Source organism: Clostridiales bacterium, assembly GCA_015243575.1.
GTDB lineage: Bacteria > Bacillota > Clostridia > Peptostreptococcales > Anaerovoracaceae > Anoxybacterium > Anoxybacterium hadale.
The window spans coordinates 2,274,650-2,293,987 of sequence record CP042469.1 but is presented as its reverse complement, the minus strand read 5'-3'; the positions used below and the strand labels follow the sequence as shown (position 1 = coordinate 2,293,987).

The following is a 19,338-nucleotide window of genomic DNA, read 5'->3' as shown; positions in this document are numbered from 1 at the left end:
GCGATGCCGAGTTTAACTTGGCACACTTTGCCCTCCAAAAATTGCGTATCCTTCCTTCACAATTAAGCTCCATGAGCCATGAAGAAAAAGCATTCATTTATGGAAGCATTATCGTGCGCGTTGAGGAAGAAAAAAATGCATCAAAAAATATTCCGAAGAAGGGGAGGAAAAGGTGATGAGTACTTTAAATACGTCACTTGCGCTATACGATAGAACTTCGGTTTCAATGCAAGTGCTATCGAAAATGGCAGATACGGCATCTATGAAATTTGATCAGACAAACATCTCAGTCAACAATCTGAATAAAAGCTTAAAAAATACGGAGTCTAAGGCCGATTTAATCCTTGATGTTATAAAGAATGGCATGAAGATGGCAGATGAATATACGCGCGTGCAGACGAGAATAAAGGCTGTAAATAATGAGCTGGGAGTACAGGAGAATCTTCAGGAGAAGATCTTTGCTGCGGCGAATCGTTCAAGAACTTCTTATTCCAATATTGTGCGTACTTTTTCTGATCTTAAAGGAATGACTAACAGCTCCTTGTCAAACGATGAAGCGTTAGGATTTTCAGAGCTGATGCATAAATCATATAAGCTTGGCGGAACTGACGATGCAACTCAATCTGCTGGAATTGATCAAGTAATAAAATCAATGGGAACAGGTACGGTCGATGATGGAGTTTTTGATAACATTACAAAAAATGCGCCGGCTATTTTAAAAGCAATGGAATCTTTCACCGGAAAATCTAAGCTGGAGCTTAGTAAAATGGCTGCAGAAGGTACCCTTACGGCAGATCTTTTGAAAAATGCTATGTTTGCTGCTTCAAATGATATTAATAGTGAATTTTCAAACTTGCCAATGAAGTTTTCGGAGGTACTGGACCGAATCAGAAATGTTACAATTGAAGCTTTTGGCGGCGTTATAGAGAGCATAAGCAGCTTTATGGGATCAAGTGAATTTGAGCCCTATTTAAATAGCATTATATTAGGTATTTATGCAATAGGAAGTGTCTTAAGCTGGTTGGTTGATTCAATAATTGGTGCATGGGACATCATCGGACCCATTTTATTCGCGCTGGCAATATCATATCTAAACGGTTTGAGGACAAAGCTCCTGGCATTAATACCTGCACTTTGGGGAATGGTTTCGCCCATTCTTGCGCAAGCTGCAGGATGGATTGCTGCTAGCTGGCCGATACTCCTGATCGTTGCTGCGGTTGCTGCCATAATATTTGTGCTTGGAAAACTTGGAGTTACTGCACAAAGCGTTTTTGGGTTTATCTTTGGCCTTGCATCTGCATTAGTGGCTATTTTCTTAGATATTCCAGTTTATATACAGAACGCTTTTATCGGAGCAATAAAGTTGATTGACCTTTTTATTACTTCGCTAATCAACAAATTCATATCAAAGATTAATTTTCTAATAGAGATCTTAAGCGGGCTTGAACTCATTGATGTAAATCCAATCGACAAGTTTAAAGGCTTTACAGAGGGTCTGGAATATAAGAAAACCTTTAATTACTCAGAGGTATTTGAAAAGGGGTCCAATGTAGGTAAGGGCCTTTATGATGCAGGAAAAAACAAAATTGGAGATATTAAAGATCAAATAAGCAGTTTTACAAATGGATTTGGACTAGGTACAGATGGATCAAATACGTTTGGATATGGCGGTTCGGATGCGTCAAATATACCTGGTTTTTCCGGTAGCAGCGACCTCGGCACTCCCAGCAATCCAGTTTCTGTACAGGGCACTGGCTCAAACGGAAATCTTGCTGTTGACATGGCGGAAGAGGATATTCAGTATTTGCGGGATATCGCAGAACGGGACTATATCAACAAATTCAGTACGGCTACAGTGGCGCCCAATATCCAGGTATCTTTCGGAGATATTCATAAGGAAGCCGATGCTGACAAGGTGGCCGGCAGAATCCAGCGGATCCTGAGAGAACAAATTGCCACAGCAGGTGAGGGGGTATATTGATGAGTGACTATGCGATCTTTTTTGATTATGGCAATCGAACGTATCGCTTGCCGGTCAATCCGGACGAAGTGAAGGTAAAAAGCTCCCTTTCTGTTGAGAAATATGAGGTGCTTGGGCTGGATCAGATTGCAGTTCCAACCAGAATGGAATTAAAGGAATACTCTTTTGACTGCGAGCTCCCTCGAAAAGCTTACCACTATGTGAGGACACCGAATCGGTTTAAGGATGCAGACTACTATTTAAAGAGATTTGAGAGATGGAGAAGCGGGCTTGTTCCAGTCCGCTTTATCGCCACCAATGGGATCGGCGACGATATCAACACGCTGGTATTGATTCGGGATCTGGATATCACGGAGCGGGCAGGTGAAGAGGGAGATAAATATGTATCCTTTTCGCTGATTGAGTACAAGCCCTACGGAAAGGCGTCTCAACTTCTCAAGATGGATGACGGTCATTATGTTGTGAAGGAAACTGCAGCTGCTGAAACGGAAAATCCTAAGAATTCCGGAACCCATACAGTCGTAAAGGGTGACACTCTATGGGCAATCTCGAAAAAATATTATGGCGACGGGTCGAAGTACACGAAGATTTATCAGGCCAATACAGACAAGGTAAAGAATCCAGCCCTGATTTATCCTGGTCAGATTCTGACAATACCAAATTAGGCGGTGAATCATGGAATTTCTATTAAATACAGATGACAGCACTTATGAGATCAGCCAGCTGGTGACGAAGGTATCCTATAAGGATTCGCTAAATGACGGGTGCAGCAAACTGGAATTTACCTGCATCAATGACGATCTTTCAGTAAACAACGGAAGTGCTGTGAGCTTTAAATTTAACGATAACAATATTTTTTTCGGCTATGTTTTCAAGCACGGTAGGGGGAGGGACAAAGAGATTAGTGTCACCGCCTATGATCAGCTGAGATATTGCAAGGCGAAAGACACGATCTTAGTGAAAAATGACACGGCTGCAACCCTCGTAAAAAGGATGTGCAATACCCTTGGCTTAAAATATGGGACGATAGAGGATTCCGGGTACTTGCTTGCGACTAGCTCCCATTACGACAAGACCTGGCTCGACATGGTCTACTCGGGAATCAGTGATACCGTATTATACCTTGGTAAAAAATATGCGTTACGAGATGAGTTTGGAAAAATCACCCTTCGAGATTTGGATAACTTGAGATTGAGCCTGGTGCTGGGAGATGAGAGCCTGGTTTACGACTATAGCTATGAACAGTCAATTGATGATGAATTCTATAATCAAATCAAGCTGGTCAGCAGAAATGATACCAGCGGAAAAGACGATACCTACATAGCGATAGACAGTAATTCCATTATACGTTATGGTTTGCTGCAATATTATGAAAAACTGGACAACAATGCGAATTACGCAAAGACCAAGGACATGGCAGATCAACTTCTGGGATTATATAACCATGAGGTCGAGAGCCTTAGCCTGAACTGCCTGGGTGATACAAGTGTACGGGCAGGAACCAGTGTTTACGGACAAATTGGAGACATCGAACTCGGCCGTTATCTTCTCGTAAAATCGGTTAACCACAACTTTCTGCCGGTCCATACCATGAGCCTGGAGGTGGTACTATGATCAACGAAATCAAAACAATCGTACATAACTATCTGAATTCCGCTGCCCTTTGCTGCTTGCTTACGGGCACTGTAACGAGAGACGGAATTAGAATTAGTGATAAGCTGATCTTGCCTGATGAATTGATCCTTGGAAATCTAAAGTCGTCTCTTATCATCGGGCAAAGAGTCAGGCTGCTGCGGAACCATGGCGGACAGCAATTCTACGTTCTGGAGGTGATTACCGAATGACAATACCAAAGGCATCGCTTTCAACCGATATTGAAATCGTTGACAAAATAGACACAAATAGAACCTACAGGCTGAATGAAACCAATATCCAAGGGTATGTTGACGGGCGGGAAGCGCTGAAACAAGCAGTTAATAAGGTCTTGAACACAGAAAAGTGCGAGTATCCCATTTACAGCTTTTCCTACGGAATTGAGCTGGATTCACTCATCGGCAAAGATGTTTCTTATGTGAAGGTGGAACTCAAAAGGAGAGTTCAGGAGTGCCTGCTGCGGGATGATCGCATTGAGAGTGTTGATGATTTTAACTTTGCTGTGACAGGGGACCAACTTCTTTGTACCTTCAATGTGGTTAGTATTTATGGAGAAATCACCATCACAAAGGAGGTGAATTTATGATGTTTTCTGATAAGACTTATGAAAACATTATGTCTCATATGCTTGGGCGGGTAGGCGCTGACGTAGATAAGCGAGAGGGAAGCGTGATCTATGATGCATTGGCCCCCTGCGCTTATGAGCTTGCCCAAACCTACTATAACCTCAATCAGTTTCTGGATCTGGTCTTCGGTGATACAGCCTCTGGAGAGTATCTCGATCGTGTTGTGGCGGACTACGGCATATCTCGAAAAGCAGCAACTCATGCTGTTCGAAAAGTAGAGACAAACGGCACCGTGAATATCGGAACCAGATGGGGGATCAACGATACAACTTATAAGATTACGGAATTGACAGCAACAAATGTCTACAGTGCCATCTGTGAACAGGAGGGTGATATAGGAAACCTCTACGACGGAGCACTGGAAAACATCGATAATCTCGCCGGAGTAACGGCAGTGCTGACCGATGTCATAACATCAGGAGCTGATGAAGAAACGGACGATAATTTGAGATCAAGGTTCTATGCGAAAGCGCAAGCGCCCAGCACCTCTGGAAATGCGGATCACTACAAAGAGTGGGCGTTAAAGGTTCAGGGTACCGGCAATGCAAAGGTTCTTCCCCTGTGGAATGGCCCCGGAACTGTGAAAGTACTCGTTGTTGATAGCAATGTGGAGATCGATGAAAGCTTGCCGAATTCTGTAGCAGCATTTATCGAAACGGTTCGCCCCATTGGAGCTGCCGTTACGGTTCAAAGTCCTGACTGCGTTCCCATTACAATATCTGCCAATATATGGCTCGATGGGTCCAGGAATTATAATGATGTACAGGCCTCGTTCCGGATCATGGTAGCAGAATATCTGAATAGCCTAGTCTTTAGGACATATTCTGTGAGCCACGCAAAGGTTGGAAGTCTGCTGCTTGATACCGCAGGGGTGAAAGATTACGATTCACTTTTGGTCAATGGAGGTACGGCCAATATTACCATAGGAGAAACGCAGGTCCCTACAGTAGGAACGATCTCTTTAACGGAGGTTGATTGATATGAGCTGGATGGAAATACTACCCCCTGTCTATGCTGGCAATTCAACCATGGAAGAACTGCAAAATATAGTGAACGATGAGTTGACAGAGGTATTAGGAGGCTTTCAAGAAATAACAAATGAGTGCTTTATTAATACATCTTTGAGCCTGCTGAGCCGCTATGAACAGATCTGCGGTTTGGATGTGGACGTCTCGAAGAGCAGTTCGTTCAGGAGAGAACGAATTAAGGCAAAAGTGACCGGCATCGGTACGGTGACAAAGCAGATGATCATTGACACTGCCGCATCCTATTCCAACGGAGAGGTGGAAGTGATTGAGGATGTTCAAAACAATCGTTTCGTCATTAAATTTGTAGGAGTTCTAGGTATTCCCGAAAACATGAGTGACCTCATTTTAACAATAGAGCAGATTAAGCCTGCCCATCTGGCTTATCTATTTGAATATACATGGATCTCTTGGAATCAGTATGAAAGCTACCATAATACATGGGAGGATTGGGATTCCCTGAATCTGACCTGGGATGAATTTGAAAGATATAAGGAGGCGCCATAATGGCAAGCACCAATAGAACGAAGAACTATAAGCTGAATCAATGGCTTGGCAGTGATTACATGAAGCGGGATGACTTGAATAACGATAATGAGTTGATCGACGCGGCATTAAAAAACAACGCTGATGCCCTGTCGGCAGAAGCTGCAGCCAGGAGTGCGGGGGATAGTGAGCTTAGGGATTTGATCAGCAGTGAGGCAGCTGCCCGGCAGGCTGCAGATGAAGAAATCAATTCGACGATAAAAAGTGGAGTTACATTGTCTCCCTCTATTGGACTCGGAATGAACTCTGTAATCCGCAGGTCTGACGGCATGACATCAATCCCCAAATTTACCATGCAAGGCAAGAGCTACGTAAATCTGCTTGGCAAGGATGGGAACTGTGAGGATGTGAGTAAGTGGGGAACTTATCAGGTAACGGCAACTTTAGATTCAACTAATAAAGTTTTTGGTAGCAATGGCATAAAGGCTACACTCACTTCAACAACTGGTGCAGTCGTAAAAGTTTTAAATACTTTGAGCACATTAGATTATTCTAAATATTACTTTGTGAGTGCTTACCTGAAAAATGGAAATGCAAGTATTGGGATAAGAGTTTATAAGAATAACGTTGGTGGCGGGAATGACGCATATTCCACACGTGTAACTGATACAAGTAAATTTGTAAGGTCTGGATTTAAAATGTCCCCATCTGATGTCAATTCTGGGAATTCTATTGGTATTGCGATTGATGGAGCAAACACCCAATATGCGTATTTTGACGGATTCCAAATCAACGAAATCACCGCCACTGAATACGCAACATTCTCCGAAGCCCAGCTCATGGAAAAATATCCCTACGTTGACTCATACGCTTGCCTCCAGAACCCATATATCGAAGTACGGCATGACAACCTTGTTAGGAATGGAAATTGCGAGGAAGGAATTGCATGGTGGGTGCCGTTTGACCCTTCTACAGGGACGCTGTCAATTGAAAATGGTAAGTTTAAATTTGTTACTACCACTTATAATAATATAGGGAATGTAGTAAATGTAAAGCCCAATACAAACTATTATTTTAGTGCAAATAAATCAGGAACAAACAGTAATGCACAGGTTGTAAATATGGCTGAAACTATTGCATTGAGCACTGGTGGCACATTTAACACAGGCTCAAATACTCAAGTAAAGGTTAGAATGACCAATGCAGGAGCCAATACTTGCTATTATGATAGTTTTGTGCTCGTAGAAGGAACCACAGCTCCAGCATCATACAAGCCGTGTCGAATTGATCGTTGCGTTATCGAGGGAAAGTTCACTTCTGATGATACATTCACATATGAGAACGGTAAAGTATCTGGACTACTGAACTGGAAACACAGGACGCTGTTCGGTAAAGACTATGATTGTGCGTATAACTTAGATTTTGCCGGATCAAAGCAAATCGCAATAGCCAATTTTCTTAATAACGTAAATGACACCTCTCTAACAAAAATGATTGGCTACGATGGTTCAATCATTCCCCAGATACAAATAATAAACGGTGGGAATCAAGGTGCCTTATACAATGGAGTCGTCTACCTTGGACTAAATGATGTAACCACTGGCTGGGGAGAATCGTTTAACCCAAATGCAGACGAAGTCAAGGCGTTTATGAATGGGTGGAAAGCTGTAGCATACAGTGGAGTGAGGTACGTTGGCTGGGTAAGCATAGTGGACGGTTCATTACCTACCGGTGCAGTAACATCTCTTGCTGTTGGTACTAACACATCAGGCCAAAAAGTGATTAATGTCACACTCGGAGAGGGCAATACCAAGTTTGCCGTTGGTGACTATATTTTTATTCCCGGATACGGATACGATCTTATAGCTGCTGTTTCAGCTAATTCCATAACTGTGACTAATAACCTGTATACTCCTGTTACAAATGGAATGAAGATAATGAAATGCGACAACGGCTCAACGAATACCTCTCTTATAACTTGGTGCAAAAACAACATAGCTCCCGGCTACGAAGGCTACCAGCTACACTACAAACTTTCAAATCCCGAACCGATCACTGATGTAAACGTCCATATCCACGGTGACATTCCGAAACTGGACAAAGGGGACAATTACGTGTACGTGGATACCGGGATGGTGCTTGGGGAGGTGGCGAATCCTTTAGCCGCTGACAGTTATTATAGGATAAACAGTAATTATGGTCTAGGTGGTTCAGCCACATGGTTAAAGTCAAAAGCAGAGACTATAAATAGTGTTTATAGAAATCAGATTCGTGATAGTGGATGGACAGTATTAAGTGGATCATCGTCAGAAACAAATGGACAAAGCTCTGCATTTATATTGGCGACAAACTACGATGTGAATGCTGTATATACCGTTGATTATCCAATTCTCAAAACCATGCACACCACGCCGACCGCGATTACGATGCAGTATCAACAGGACGTGCTGAGTGCGGTATCGGATCTTGCCGAAGGACTAAACAGTCGGCAGAAAGCAGATAGCGCTCTGGATACGTTGGTGGATGAAAGTACTTATGAGTATTTTAATAATATTGCATGGCAAGGGAGATTTATGAATCGAAGTGCGGTTGAAGCAAGATTAACACTAACATTAAAGATTACTCCTAAAAAGGTTCTGCCTATATTGACGTTTCAGCCTACTCAGATTGTATATTTTGATGGGTCAACAATAGCAAATATTCCGTTGTCAGAGTTTTCTTTTTCTGTAGCATCGCCTATCATAAGTAGAAATCACATTATGATTTTTGCATCATATGTTGGTTCAAATTCCACCATAAGAGCAGCACTTTTTAATAACGGAGGGTCTATTTCTGGAAATTTAACTCTTGATTGCCGAGGGAGGTTATAACCATGCTATATAAAGACCATGAGATTGACATATCAACAACCAACTATACCGCGGGAGTGGCTATCATACCGCTCCCTGACGGATCAATCGTCTGCATCCCAGAGGAAGGGGCTACGGTAGAAGAACTGGAGCTTATCCAACGGATCAGGGATGATGTTGAAAGCCGCCCGGCTCCTGAACCCATCGATGTAGCACCAGAACCAACAACAGAAGAATATCTTGTTGATCTCGATTTTCGCCTGTCGATGATCGAACTTGGATTATAAAGGAGGATTAATTTATGACCTATACATATTGCAAAAAGGTGATCGACAACACCACGTACAAGAGTCAGGACCAGAAGGACGAAATGCAGGTCAAGCTCGATGTTTTCCTGCTCAATGACAGAATCACTCAGGATCAGTACACTGATTTGGTCGAACTGCTGACCGCAAAGGTGATAACCGCTTAGTGCTAACTCAGTAGCAAATTAAAGAACAGGAGGCGATATCCGTGTTTGAAGCTATGACCTATGACAAAATCCTTTCTGAAATGCTCGGCAGTGTAACCTCTGATGTGGACAAACGGGAAGGAAGTATTGTTTATGACGCGCTTGCGCCATGTGCATATAAGCTTGCTGAGATATATTCAAACCTCAGCAACTATACAGATCTCTTTTATCTGGATACTACGGTGAATGACTATCTTGACAAAAAGGCTGCGGATTATGGGAAGACCAGAAAAGGCGCAACTTATGCAGTGCGAAAAGTAGAAACTACCGCTGCTGTTGACCTTGGAACAAGGTGGGGACTTGAGGATACAACATATAAAATTGTAGAATTTCTTTCTGAGAATGTTTACCGTGGTATCTGTGAACAATCTGGTGAAATCGGTAACCAATATCGAGGGACTCTTGAGAATATTAGTAATGTAAGCGGAGTTACAGCTGTATTGAGTGACATTATCACTTCTGGCACTGAAACGGAATCGGATGAGGATTTTAGAAGCAGATTAAAATCATACATCATCAATCCTTCGCAGAATGGTAATGCGGCTCAGTATCTTGAATGGGCATCAGATTATGATGGGATTGGGGCAGCAAAAGTATTTCCTCTTTGGAATGGAGGCAATACTGTTAAAATTGCAATCACAAACCGTGAAAGGCGTCCGGCTGAACCATCCTTGGTTGTGTCTTTTCAGGAATATCTCGACCCAAAGTCTGAGGGACTGGGTAATGGAGTAGCTCCGATCGGAAGTAAAGTAACTGTAACTGGCGGGACTCAGAAGAATATTTTGGTTGCTGCTAATGTAACGTTAAACGAAGGATATTCCGAGGCAAGCGGAACTTTAGATGCAATTACAAAATATTTAGCTTCAGTTACTTTCTCAAAGAATAGTGTGAGCTACATGAGGATCGGAAGCGTCATACTTGACTGTGAGTCGATTGCAGAGCTGAACAATTTGACAATTAACTCCGGAACGTCTGATATCGCACTAAATCAAGATGAAATTCCTGTGCTGACAGCACTTAACTTAACGGTGGTGGGATAAACATGATCAATTTTATTAAATACACAATTGATGGAGTTACCTATACTCTTGTTAACAATGGTGATAACACTTGGAACAGAGATGAAAATGCACCAAATGCCAGTGGAAATTATCAGATGACCTTAACAATTATTGAGGATGGTAACATAACCAATTTAGATGCGTCTGATGACATCTATGAAATGTACCTTGATATTCTTACGGGCACAGAAAAAAATACCCAGCTCGGAAGTTATGTGCCGGATTTTATTTCGGATACAACTGAAATAGCTTCTGTTTTCAATGCAGAAAATGATTTGCTGGATCACTTGGGAGATGAAATATCCAAAATTAAATCCAACCACTTTATTACAACCGCATCAAATTATTCTATTTCCAGAATGGAAAGTTTTTTGGGGATGAAGGGGTTAGGGACTTTAGAACAAAGAAAAAGCTACCTGATCTCACTAAACCAAAAAGGAAACAAGCTGAACGTGCCTGCGATAAGGAATATTGTAAAATCGATTGCTGGAAGTGATTGTATTGTAACGTTCTTTGGTGCTGAAGAAGAGAGCAATCCTGACAAGGCTTATGGATTACTGAAGATACAGGTTCTCAGCCCAGACAGTACAAAAAATTATCGCTATGCAGATATTGCCAGAGCTTTAGCACCTTTGGTACCCAGTCATATTAAGTTGTCCGTAATAAAGTATTTTGCTACCTGGGGAGATATTCTTAATGACTTTTCGGACTGGTCAAGCCTATCCTCCAGGGAGGATTGGCAGGTCGTTCGAGAGTATATACCAAGTTCTTAGCTCAATTTATTAAAAATAAAAAAACTAAGAGCAGTAAATAAAGGAGTGTGATTCCATGTCAAAATTGACGGGAAATTATAAGTTTATAATGCCAGAGTTGACAGACAGTCCTCCTGATATCACTGTCATGAATTCAAACTGGCAGGAGATCGATGCCAAGCTGAAAGAACAAGATGAGAATAACAGTGAGGCTAAGAACTTAATCAGCATTAGGCCTACAATGACAACAACGGATCTTGCTTATTATGTTAATACAACGACTGGAAACGACAGCAACAGCGGCCTAGCCTCTGGTATCGCGTTTAAGACATTACAAAAGGCAATAGATTCAATTCCTCCGATAGTTAATCATACCATTACAATTAACGTTGTAGAGGGAACGTACAATGAAGACGTGTTGTGCGAAGGATTTACAGGAAAAGGCCGAATTTATATTAACGGAGATACTCGGGTGTCGACGTCTCGAAGTGTTAAAAGTATTTCATGTGGAAATAGTGCGATATACATAACTATTACAGGGTTCAACGTTATTGGACGAAATTCATCAGCTGCGGCAATAAATATGTCTCGAATTAGCTATTTTGTAGTGAACTACTGCAATATTGTGTCAAACGATTTGATGGCAATTGGAATCGCAGCCTATTCCAGCAAGGGAATTGTTACTAATTGCACTATTTCGACTAAGCTGCACGGCGTGTACGCTTGGGCTTCGGATGTGATAAGTGACACTAATACTGGTACAAGTAATAATTATGCGCTAACTTCTGTTCGGTCCTCCGTATTATCTAAAACCGGTTCTCAGCCTTCCGGCGCTGAATACAAAGATGGTGGCATGGTTGTGGATTTGAGCGGTGTGCCGTCAGGCACTCTTCCAACTTCTGGAGGCACTTTATCAGGTCCGCTGGGAATTGTTAAAGTTGCACCGGTTATAGCTCTGGATGACACGGTTAGTGGGCTTTCGGGCAGGCTTTTCGAAACCGGAGGTTACACTTACCTAAGAACCTATAAGAACGAGTCCCAATACACACAGTTTGCATTAGGTCAGTATTCGCAGCCAGTACACGATTTGTTGCAACTGTACAAGCTTGGCAGCAGTGTGTATCGGGTGTATCATGAGGGAAACATAACTATGTCGACCGTTGCACCTATTTCTGCGCTTGCAGAAGGTGCGCAACATCAGGTTTATTAAGGTGGTGGTACTGTGACTATCTATAGAGGAGTTACCGGCATCAACAGGGAAATTAAAGAGCAGTACAGAGGGGTGGGTGGCGTCAACAGGGAGATTAAGGAGCAGTGTCGAGGATTGGGTGGGGCAAACAAAAAGGTATTTGAATCAAAAGTGAATCTGTATAACTGTGGTAACGAATATACAGCCGTAACTGGCGGGTGGAGAGAAGGCTATGTATATGCGGTTCGAGGGACGCTCGCAAAAAATTTAGATAATATTTACCTGCATGTATACAACGGGAGCGATATATATGCTGAAACTGCTCTTCCATTGGATTTGCAAAATTATAATTACATCAAAGCTGCTGTGAATATCACAAGTACTGGAGATAAGGCAAAACTTGTGCTGGCTATAACCAGTGGGCCTAAGAGATCCTTTAGTAGTTTTATTGCCTCCCAAAATTACTGGTCGACAAACGGCGAAATAAGTTTGCCAATAGCATCATATACAGGGCTATACTACATAGTGTTGCAAGGCAGCAGTAGCACGACCCAAACATCTTCGTGTGCGGCAACCATTAAGAAGATATGGTTAGAATAAGGAGAATTAATCATGAAAGTTATTTTAAACAATGGAGCAGAATTAGACGCAATTTTGGTAAACGGTCAAACCCGTTATTTTCAGGGAGCAAACAGGGACAGCTTGGAATTTCAGTTTTCCAAAGATGCTGTGGCGTTTGATCATCTGGACACGCTCTTTATAGAACCGGAAAATACAAAAAGAATCACATTGCAGCAAGGGGAGAAAACCTATCTCCATGAGAATTACACGCTGCGGGTCAGCATGGGTCTTGCTCCGGTCGTTATCACTCCGGCCACGGGAACAGAGCCAGAAGTAATTGAAGAACGTTACAGTGTGGTTATGGCCCAGAAAACCTATGCGGAATTGCTGCTGGAAGCCATGCAGGAAACTGTAGATATCTTGGTGATGGAAAGCTTGGGGGTGTAGAGGATGTTCGAGACGATTAAAAGACTGTACATAAAAACGGGTAGTACAGATGTGATTACCAAAGCACTCGAAAAGGGTTGGATCACGCAGGCAGAAGCAGACGCGCTCCTTTCATAGTCTTGACTAAGTACTCAAAAGAACGCTTGAAGTGGTTCACGAATTACATTTTAAATAAAAAACTGCAGTGTGAATAGATTCTTTCCGATACCTTAATTCACACTTTTTTATTGCCCTTAATTAAAACAAGGAAGGAGATGACATGTCAGAAATATACATTTGGAAATCCAGACTAAGCAAGGATGCATATCCCATGGCAGACCACACAGCCTATGTTGCGGGAGACAAGGACAATCTTGACCCGGTGGTACTCGGCAGATGGGCGGCACTGGCCAAAGCCTACGGAGTTGTTATTGTTGTTACCAATCAGGGAGGATACCGCAGTAAATCAGATCAGGACGAACTGTGGTTAATGTATAAGGCCGGAAAATTGCAGCAGACTGCTGCCAAGCCATATACGAGCAGGCATGGTTTGGCTCTGGCTGTCGACTCCTCCACGCCTCCTTTTCGGAGAGCAAGTTCAACTACGCCAGTTATTCCAGAGGCTGTGCTGAATCGATATGGGCTTTGGCATCCTTATAGCAGCGAACCATGGCATGCTGAGCCAATTGAAACAAGAGGACTCACCTTTGCACAGATCAAGGCTCGGCTTGCGCCTATCGAAATAGGTGCTGCGTTTCAGCAAAAATATGGATTGGCGGAAAAGACGCTGAAATTTATTTCTGGTTTCAGATGGGCACCTGAGTTGGTTGAAAAACGAATGCTATCTGAAGGGCCGCTCCATTTAAGTGAACAGACAATAGATTATTTGAGGGACTATCCTTATTGGCCTGACCTTAAAACCAAGTTGAATATTGCAGAGTTGGCGTGAGCTTAAGACCAACCTCAATATTGCTGAATGGCTGGGGCTCAAGGCCATACCCAATATTTGGGAATCATGGGTGGAAAGGGGAATACAAGATGAAAATTTCAAAAGGAACAGTGATAAGAACCATGTGTCTTGGGATTGCATTGATCAATCAGATGCTTACGATCACTGGTCACAGCCCATTACCTATTGACGATGAAACTGTTAATTTGGTAGTTACGACAACAGCAACAATTGTCACGTCTCTTGCAGCCTGGTGGAAAAATAATTCGTTTACGTCAGCAGCAATTCAGGCAGACGAGATGTTGCAACAGATAAAGCAATCATAAAAGCAAGACACTTTCAGTTGATATGATAGGACGAGCTTGGGATAGAATGAGAGGAGAAAGAAATGATTCATTGGAAAATCACATCTAGAAACAGGGCCTTTTCGGTCAGAAACTTTGCTGCAGAAACTACCGGAATTGCGGATTAATTCTATGTCGATTATGACTTACATAGAAAGGTACTGGCCTGAATGGATCAGTGGCATTCTTGCTACGGTGTCCTTTGGAATTTTCTCAAGAATTATTATGAAATTTAAAAAGATGCAGCTACGGCAGGCAGCTACAGAATTGGGCGTACAAGCTTTGCTTAGAGCAGAGATCATTCAAATCTATAATAAATATATGGAAGCTGGATCTATGCCCATTTACGAGCGGGAAAATGCAGCGGAGCTTTTTAGTCAATATACAAATCTAGGGGGAAATGGTGTAATTAAAGAACTAATAGAGAAGCTTAATAATTTGCCCACTCCGCCGCTAACATAGCGAGAGAGCGTGCTGCGATAATCGACAAAATTCTACAAAAAATACCCCCCGCTTTCATGCAGGATATTATTATGCTGCATTAATAATGATGCGGAAGCTTTATAAAAAAGGGGGGTCGTTATGATTAAAAACTCTACATTCGTCGAATCAAACGCAGAAGCATTGATAAAAATTTTAGATCAACAAAAGTATCCTTTCGAAGCGAACGATTATTTGATTTTCATAACACGAGATCGTGACAGAGTAAGCTTTTTTGATATTGTTATTAGGGCCTTCCATCTAGGCGTGATCCTTGGGAAGCGTTCGGAACGAAGGAAAAAAACAGGTTAGAATTGGCTTTGTGTTAGACATCAATTTGAACCAAATACCTTTAAGTCTAAAAGTAAAAAGGGCGGTCACAAACCGCCTTTTACTGCTTATGAACGAAATCCACTTATGTCTTAGAACTAGTTTGTATAACCCAGAAAAGGCAGTAAAAAATCCGCCCCCCTATGAGGTGCGGATTGATTGTAAAGATTAGGCTACGCAAACGTTAGTAGCGCGCATCTTTCTGGAATCTCTGGAATCGGCTTCGGTGTCGTATGTCACCTTCTGTCCTTCGGACAGAGATTTGTATCCTTCGCTTTGTATAGCGGAGAAATGGACAAAAACGTCTCCGGATCCATTGTCATTAGAGATGAAGCCAAAACCTTTGCCTTCGTTAAACCACTTTACAGTACCATTATTCATAAGAGGTACCTCCTTAAAAATATTATCCCGTGCAAAAACAAAAGCCACAGCGTTTAAGTCAAAATGGAAATTGACTTAAGCCTGCAGCATCAATTAATACATTTAGAATTATTTTAATTATATATGATTGGAAACAAATTGTCAAATTATTTTATTTTTCCAAATATGAAAAACAGATCAAATTCTGAAAGTGAAATCCAGATTGTTGAGCAACTGAAAAAAATCGGCGTATTCTCGAACTTTGAGCATTCCATACGTTTTTCAGGATGGTAATGAAGTTGCAACAAATGATGCTGAAGTTGCAACAAAAAAGGAAGCCTAAGCTCCCTCCTGCTGCTTTGAGTTATATGGTCTCTTCAATCTGCTGTTGAAGAGCTGCAATGTCTTGGGTCCAATTTTTGATTGCACTTTTGTCGTCGTTATCGCGAGCCTTCTTAAGTGCTTGTTTATATGACAATAATTTAAGTTCCATTATTCTTTTGTCCATAACGTCACCTCCTATTTCGTACATTATACCATACTTTGAGGACGAATGCACTTGCGTGGTCATAAGGGGTGCGGAGTATTCTCTATTGGTTGTAACCGTATGTAAATTATGATATGCTCTGGTATGGGACAGTCTTCACTAATTTTGAAAGGAAGCTTGATTATATGAGCGGGCCCAGACAAATAATCTTCGAAAAGCTAAATGAACTGGGTATCAATTATGATCTTATTGAGCATCCTGCGGTATACACGATTGAAGAATTGGAAGTTGTAGACAGCAGCTATAGAAATAAGATTGTAAAAAACCTCTTTCTTAGGGATGATAAGAAAAAACATTATATATTGCTCGTAATTTCAAAAGATAAAAAAGTAAATCTGAAAGATTTAAGAATGAAAATAAAGAGCCGCCCTCTAACGTTCGCATCCAAGGATTCATTAAGCGAGTACTTGCGTTTGAGCAAGGGTTCCGTTACCCCTTTTGGAATCTTAAATGATGATTTGATAAGAGTTGAAGTTATGATTGACAAATCACTTCTGGATTATGAGCATATTGGAATTCATCCCAATGAAAATACAGCAACAGTGTTTATTCGCCCGAAAGATCTCGAACTTGTAATAACAAATCATGGAAATAAAGTTCGATATGTTGAACTATAGAGTTAAAAGATGACAAGCAAAAAGGACGGTTAAACCGTCCTTTCAATTGCCTTTATTCATCTGGTCGGAGTGCGGAGATTTGAACTCCGGACCAATTGATCCTAGTTGCAGAGATTTTCCGTTAGGCATTTATCGGTGTTCCGCAATACTCACATTCCGAAACTTTGCCAACGAAAACAACATTATTTGCACCGCAGCCGGGACATTTGACGGCAACTTCCTGTGCGCTAGCCTGAGCATTCGTTGATTCTTGCGCATATAAAACAGGCACGTACTGATACAAAATAATTTCACGGGTATCTTGATGGATAGAAGCATCCCTTAAATATCCAAGATCTATCATATTCTGCAAATCTTTTACTGCAATATCGTAAGATACTCCAGCAGAAGAGGCAATATCGTCTAGGCTGCGGACATTTTGGTTTACAACCAAATCTATGTACTTTTTATATCTAATAGCGGTTCGTTTTGTATTTGATGCTTTTTTTAATATCACAGCGCCTCCGGCAATCATTATAAGTCCAAGAGCTGCTCCACTTGGATCAGCTTCGGGATTGAATATAGCACTTAAAAAACCGGATACTCCTATAACCGCCAAAATCCAACCAGCAGCTGAAATTCCGCCCGTTTTCCCACTCATCAATACCGACTTATCACTTGCTAATTTCTTAAAGACTAAAAATAAACCTACCGGCCAAAAAACAATCAGCCAAAAAATAGTCCAGCCCCATTTTGTTCCTTTTTTTTCCATTCCTAAAATCCTCCTCTTTTTGGTTTGTTGTATTCGCCGCTTTGTAAGTTTTTATAAGTCTTTGCATCATTATATTGTAGCCGAGCTGATACGTTATAAATAACTAAAGCACTGATAAAAAACAATGCATTGATAGCGATTTCCAGGAAGACAAATCGATACATATGCTCCACGAACTTATTCGTGAAGAAGACGCTGATAACAACCATGATCTCGTAAATCCAAATCGCGCTACTCAACCCGCCTGTATAAAAAACGCTGCCTTTGTTTTCCTTTGGAGCAACCAGCGCAAGCGTTGCAAGCAAGGAAACTGCAAGAGAGAACAGTAATGAGCCAAACGCCCAGTAGTTAAGTGCAATCTTTTCAATATCTAGCAGGAAAAATCCCGCGATGACGACCAAGATTGCGATAGTGAAAACAATAACAGTTGTCATAATACTCCTACTCATTACTATCACCATCTACTTTCTTTCCACATTCCGGACAGAATTTCAAGTTGTCCCCCAATTCACATCCGCAGGATGAACATTTTTTTATCAAGGAATTTCCGCAATGAGGGCAGAATTTTTGCTTGTCGTCAACTGCTTCATTACATTTCGGGCAGGTTTTTATTAGGCTATTGCCACATTGGCCGCAAAACTTTAATCCGCTGTTATTGCTCGATCCACATTTTGGACAAACTTTTTGATTCGCGGCAAGAGTGGTATCTTTACCGCAAAACGGACAGAAATTGTATTCAGAACCGATTTGCTTACGACAATGCGGACATTCTTTACTTTGATTCGTATTAATGCTTTTCCCCATTTCGCCAAATGCTCCACCGAAATTACTGCCTAATCCCATTCCCATTCCAAGGCCTAATCCTGCCCCCATTATAGGTGCTGAGCCTGAGCCTTGATTTGTTGCGGCACCTTCCAATGTATCGAAGGAGCGTTCTTGAGTATAGGAATATCCGATAATATCCATTTCGGCTTTCTTTGCCAGAGCATCTTTAAGCTTAATTACAGCCGAATCATCTTCCGGGACACTGATATCGTTTACATAGAAATTCACCAAATCAATTCCGAATTCAGAAAAGATTGGTAAAATATTTTCCTTCAAGGATTCTGATATTTCATTTATGTACGCGTTTATTTCTATTACTGATATTTTTTTCTTTATAAGGTACTCTGATATATCATCTTTAACTTTTGCTAAATATGCACCTCTAAAGTACTTTACTATATCGTTTGATGTGAATTGGGGTAGTGTTCCTACAAGTTTGGTCAGGAACAGTTTGGAGTCAGAAATTTTAATTCCAAATTGACCAAACGCCCTAAGAGGCACAAAGACATTGTACTTCGGGTCTTGTAATTGGATAGGTGTTGGCGTTCCCCATTTTACATCAAGTGAATTGACTTTATTTACATACCAGACCTCTGCAGTAAAAGGCGAACGGCCTCCAAAAGGTAAGTTTATAAGATTGTTTAAGATAGGAATGTTTGCCGTTTCCAAGGTATGGCGACCGGGGCCAAACCAATCCAACGCTTGCCCACCTTTATACAGTACAGCCTCTTGTGATTCATTAACGATTAACTGCGTCCAAGTGCCAAGTTCCACATTTGGATATTTCCAAGCAAAAACTCCAGGTGAACCATCATATTTTACTACATCAACAATTGCCATTATTACACCATCCTTATATTTTATAATTGCTGCTCTGTATGACTGTACTGACAATAAACAAACCGTCTCTTATATTATGAAATAGATGCGCCCATATTGTGCATTATTAAGCAACTTTCTCTGTCAACTATTAACCTGTCACATCATTTGTTGCTCTATCCAATCAAATCAGAAT

The 19,338-nt window shown here is 41.5% G+C and carries 23 protein-coding genes; 19 read left to right on the top strand and 4 right to left on the bottom strand.

Translation table 11 applies throughout. From position 1 onward, the window contains the following. Positions 1-175 precede the first annotated feature (175 nt). The 18 genes from FRZ06_10065 to FRZ06_09980 all read left to right on the top strand — a co-directional run bounded on the left by FRZ06_10065 (position 176) and on the right by FRZ06_09980 (position 15,205). Positions 176-1,981, top strand: a complete 1,806-nt coding sequence (locus FRZ06_10065; protein QOX63671.1) for a tape measure protein — start codon at positions 176-178, stop codon at positions 1,979-1,981. Further along, positions 1,981-2,646, top strand: a complete 666-nt coding sequence (locus FRZ06_10060; protein ID QOX63670.1) for a LysM peptidoglycan-binding domain-containing protein — start codon at positions 1,981-1,983, stop codon at positions 2,644-2,646. The genes FRZ06_10065 and FRZ06_10060 overlap by 1 nt, the downstream gene beginning before the upstream one ends. Before the next feature lie 10 nt (positions 2,647-2,656). Further along, a complete protein-coding gene (locus FRZ06_10055) occupies positions 2,657-3,595 on the top strand; it encodes a hypothetical protein (GenBank protein ID QOX63669.1) in 939 nt (312 codons plus the stop codon). Beyond that, positions 3,592-3,825, top strand: a complete 234-nt coding sequence (locus tag FRZ06_10050) for a DNA helicase (protein ID QOX63668.1) — start codon at positions 3,592-3,594, stop codon at positions 3,823-3,825. The genes FRZ06_10055 and FRZ06_10050 overlap by 4 nt, the downstream gene beginning before the upstream one ends. Beyond that, positions 3,822-4,220: a DUF2634 domain-containing protein gene (locus tag FRZ06_10045; GenBank protein QOX63667.1), complete on the top strand. Its 399-nt coding sequence runs from the start codon at positions 3,822-3,824 to the stop codon at positions 4,218-4,220. Before FRZ06_10050 ends, FRZ06_10045 begins: the two co-directional genes overlap by 4 nt. Then, positions 4,220-5,239, top strand: coding sequence for a baseplate J/gp47 family protein (locus FRZ06_10040; GenBank protein QOX65894.1), 1,020 nt, complete (start codon positions 4,220-4,222; stop codon positions 5,237-5,239). The genes FRZ06_10045 and FRZ06_10040 overlap by 1 nt, the downstream gene beginning before the upstream one ends. 1 nt (position 5,240) lies before the next feature. Continuing rightward, complete coding sequence (locus tag FRZ06_10035; protein QOX63666.1) at positions 5,241-5,792, top strand: DUF2313 domain-containing protein; 552 nt, start codon at positions 5,241-5,243, stop codon at positions 5,790-5,792. Further along, positions 5,792-8,641 (top strand): phage tail protein, encoded by a 2,850-nt coding sequence (locus tag FRZ06_10030; GenBank protein ID QOX63665.1) that lies wholly within the window; start codon positions 5,792-5,794, stop codon positions 8,639-8,641. Before FRZ06_10035 ends, FRZ06_10030 begins: the two co-directional genes overlap by 1 nt. Positions 8,642-8,643: 2 nt before the next feature. Next, on the top strand, positions 8,644-8,907 hold the full coding sequence (locus FRZ06_10025) for a hypothetical protein (GenBank protein ID QOX63664.1): 264 nt from the start codon (positions 8,644-8,646) through the stop codon (positions 8,905-8,907). Positions 8,908-9,133: 226 nt separating this feature from the next. Continuing rightward, the gene (locus FRZ06_10020; protein QOX63663.1) at positions 9,134-10,171 is read left to right on the top strand and encodes a baseplate J/gp47 family protein; all 1,038 of its coding nucleotides are present in this window, start codon (positions 9,134-9,136) and stop codon (positions 10,169-10,171) included. A 2-nt stretch (positions 10,172-10,173) separates the two neighbouring features. Further along, positions 10,174-10,965 carry a DUF2313 domain-containing protein gene (locus tag FRZ06_10015; protein QOX63662.1) on the top strand — a complete coding sequence of 264 codons (792 nt, stop codon included), beginning with the start codon at positions 10,174-10,176 and terminating at the stop codon, positions 10,963-10,965. 55 nt (positions 10,966-11,020) lie between these two features. Continuing rightward, positions 11,021-12,154, top strand: a complete 1,134-nt coding sequence (locus tag FRZ06_10010; protein ID QOX63661.1) for a hypothetical protein — start codon at positions 11,021-11,023, stop codon at positions 12,152-12,154. A 12-nt stretch (positions 12,155-12,166) separates the two neighbouring features. Next, entirely contained in the window at positions 12,167-12,733 is a 567-nt protein-coding gene (locus FRZ06_10005) for a hypothetical protein (protein QOX63660.1), read from the top strand. A gap of 12 nt (positions 12,734-12,745) precedes the next feature. Further along, complete coding sequence (locus FRZ06_10000; protein QOX63659.1) at positions 12,746-13,141, top strand: hypothetical protein; 396 nt, start codon at positions 12,746-12,748, stop codon at positions 13,139-13,141. Positions 13,142-13,400: 259 nt separating this feature from the next. Continuing rightward, positions 13,401-14,069, top strand: coding sequence for a hypothetical protein (locus FRZ06_09995; protein ID QOX63658.1), 669 nt, complete (start codon positions 13,401-13,403; stop codon positions 14,067-14,069). Between the two features lie 89 nt (positions 14,070-14,158). Then, on the top strand, positions 14,159-14,395 hold the full coding sequence (locus tag FRZ06_09990; protein ID QOX63657.1) for a phage holin: 237 nt from the start codon (positions 14,159-14,161) through the stop codon (positions 14,393-14,395). Positions 14,396-14,545: 150 nt separating this feature from the next. Continuing rightward, positions 14,546-14,875, top strand: coding sequence for a hypothetical protein (locus FRZ06_09985; protein ID QOX63656.1), 330 nt, complete (start codon positions 14,546-14,548; stop codon positions 14,873-14,875). A 120-nt stretch (positions 14,876-14,995) separates the two neighbouring features. Further along, positions 14,996-15,205 (top strand): hypothetical protein, encoded by a 210-nt coding sequence (locus FRZ06_09980; GenBank protein QOX63655.1) that lies wholly within the window; start codon positions 14,996-14,998, stop codon positions 15,203-15,205. Positions 15,206-15,391: 186 nt separating this feature from the next. On the opposite strand, the gene FRZ06_09975 is transcribed toward FRZ06_09980, so the two are convergent. Further along, complete coding sequence (locus tag FRZ06_09975) at positions 15,392-15,604, bottom strand: cold-shock protein (GenBank protein ID QOX63654.1); 213 nt, start codon at positions 15,602-15,604, stop codon at positions 15,392-15,394. A 651-nt stretch (positions 15,605-16,255) separates the two neighbouring features. Here FRZ06_09975 and FRZ06_09970 point away from each other — a divergent pair. Continuing rightward, positions 16,256-16,747 carry a prolyl-tRNA synthetase associated domain-containing protein gene (locus FRZ06_09970; protein ID QOX63653.1) on the top strand — a complete coding sequence of 164 codons (492 nt, stop codon included), beginning with the start codon at positions 16,256-16,258 and terminating at the stop codon, positions 16,745-16,747. A gap of 121 nt (positions 16,748-16,868) precedes the next feature. Here the strand turns inward: FRZ06_09970 and FRZ06_09965 are convergent, their stop codons facing one another. From FRZ06_09965 to FRZ06_09955, 3 genes are read right to left on the bottom strand one after another with little or no spacing between them, the layout of a single operon-like run. Continuing rightward, on the bottom strand, positions 16,869-17,498 hold the full coding sequence (locus FRZ06_09965) for a hypothetical protein (GenBank protein ID QOX63652.1): 630 nt from the start codon (positions 17,496-17,498) through the stop codon (positions 16,869-16,871). A 2-nt stretch (positions 17,499-17,500) separates the two neighbouring features. Continuing rightward, positions 17,501-17,932 carry a hypothetical protein gene (locus FRZ06_09960; GenBank protein QOX63651.1) on the bottom strand — a complete coding sequence of 144 codons (432 nt, stop codon included), beginning with the start codon at positions 17,930-17,932 and terminating at the stop codon, positions 17,501-17,503. A gap of 7 nt (positions 17,933-17,939) precedes the next feature. After that, entirely contained in the window at positions 17,940-19,163 is a 1,224-nt protein-coding gene (locus FRZ06_09955; protein ID QOX63650.1) for an SPFH domain-containing protein, read from the bottom strand. Positions 19,164-19,338: the final 175 nt, after the last annotated feature.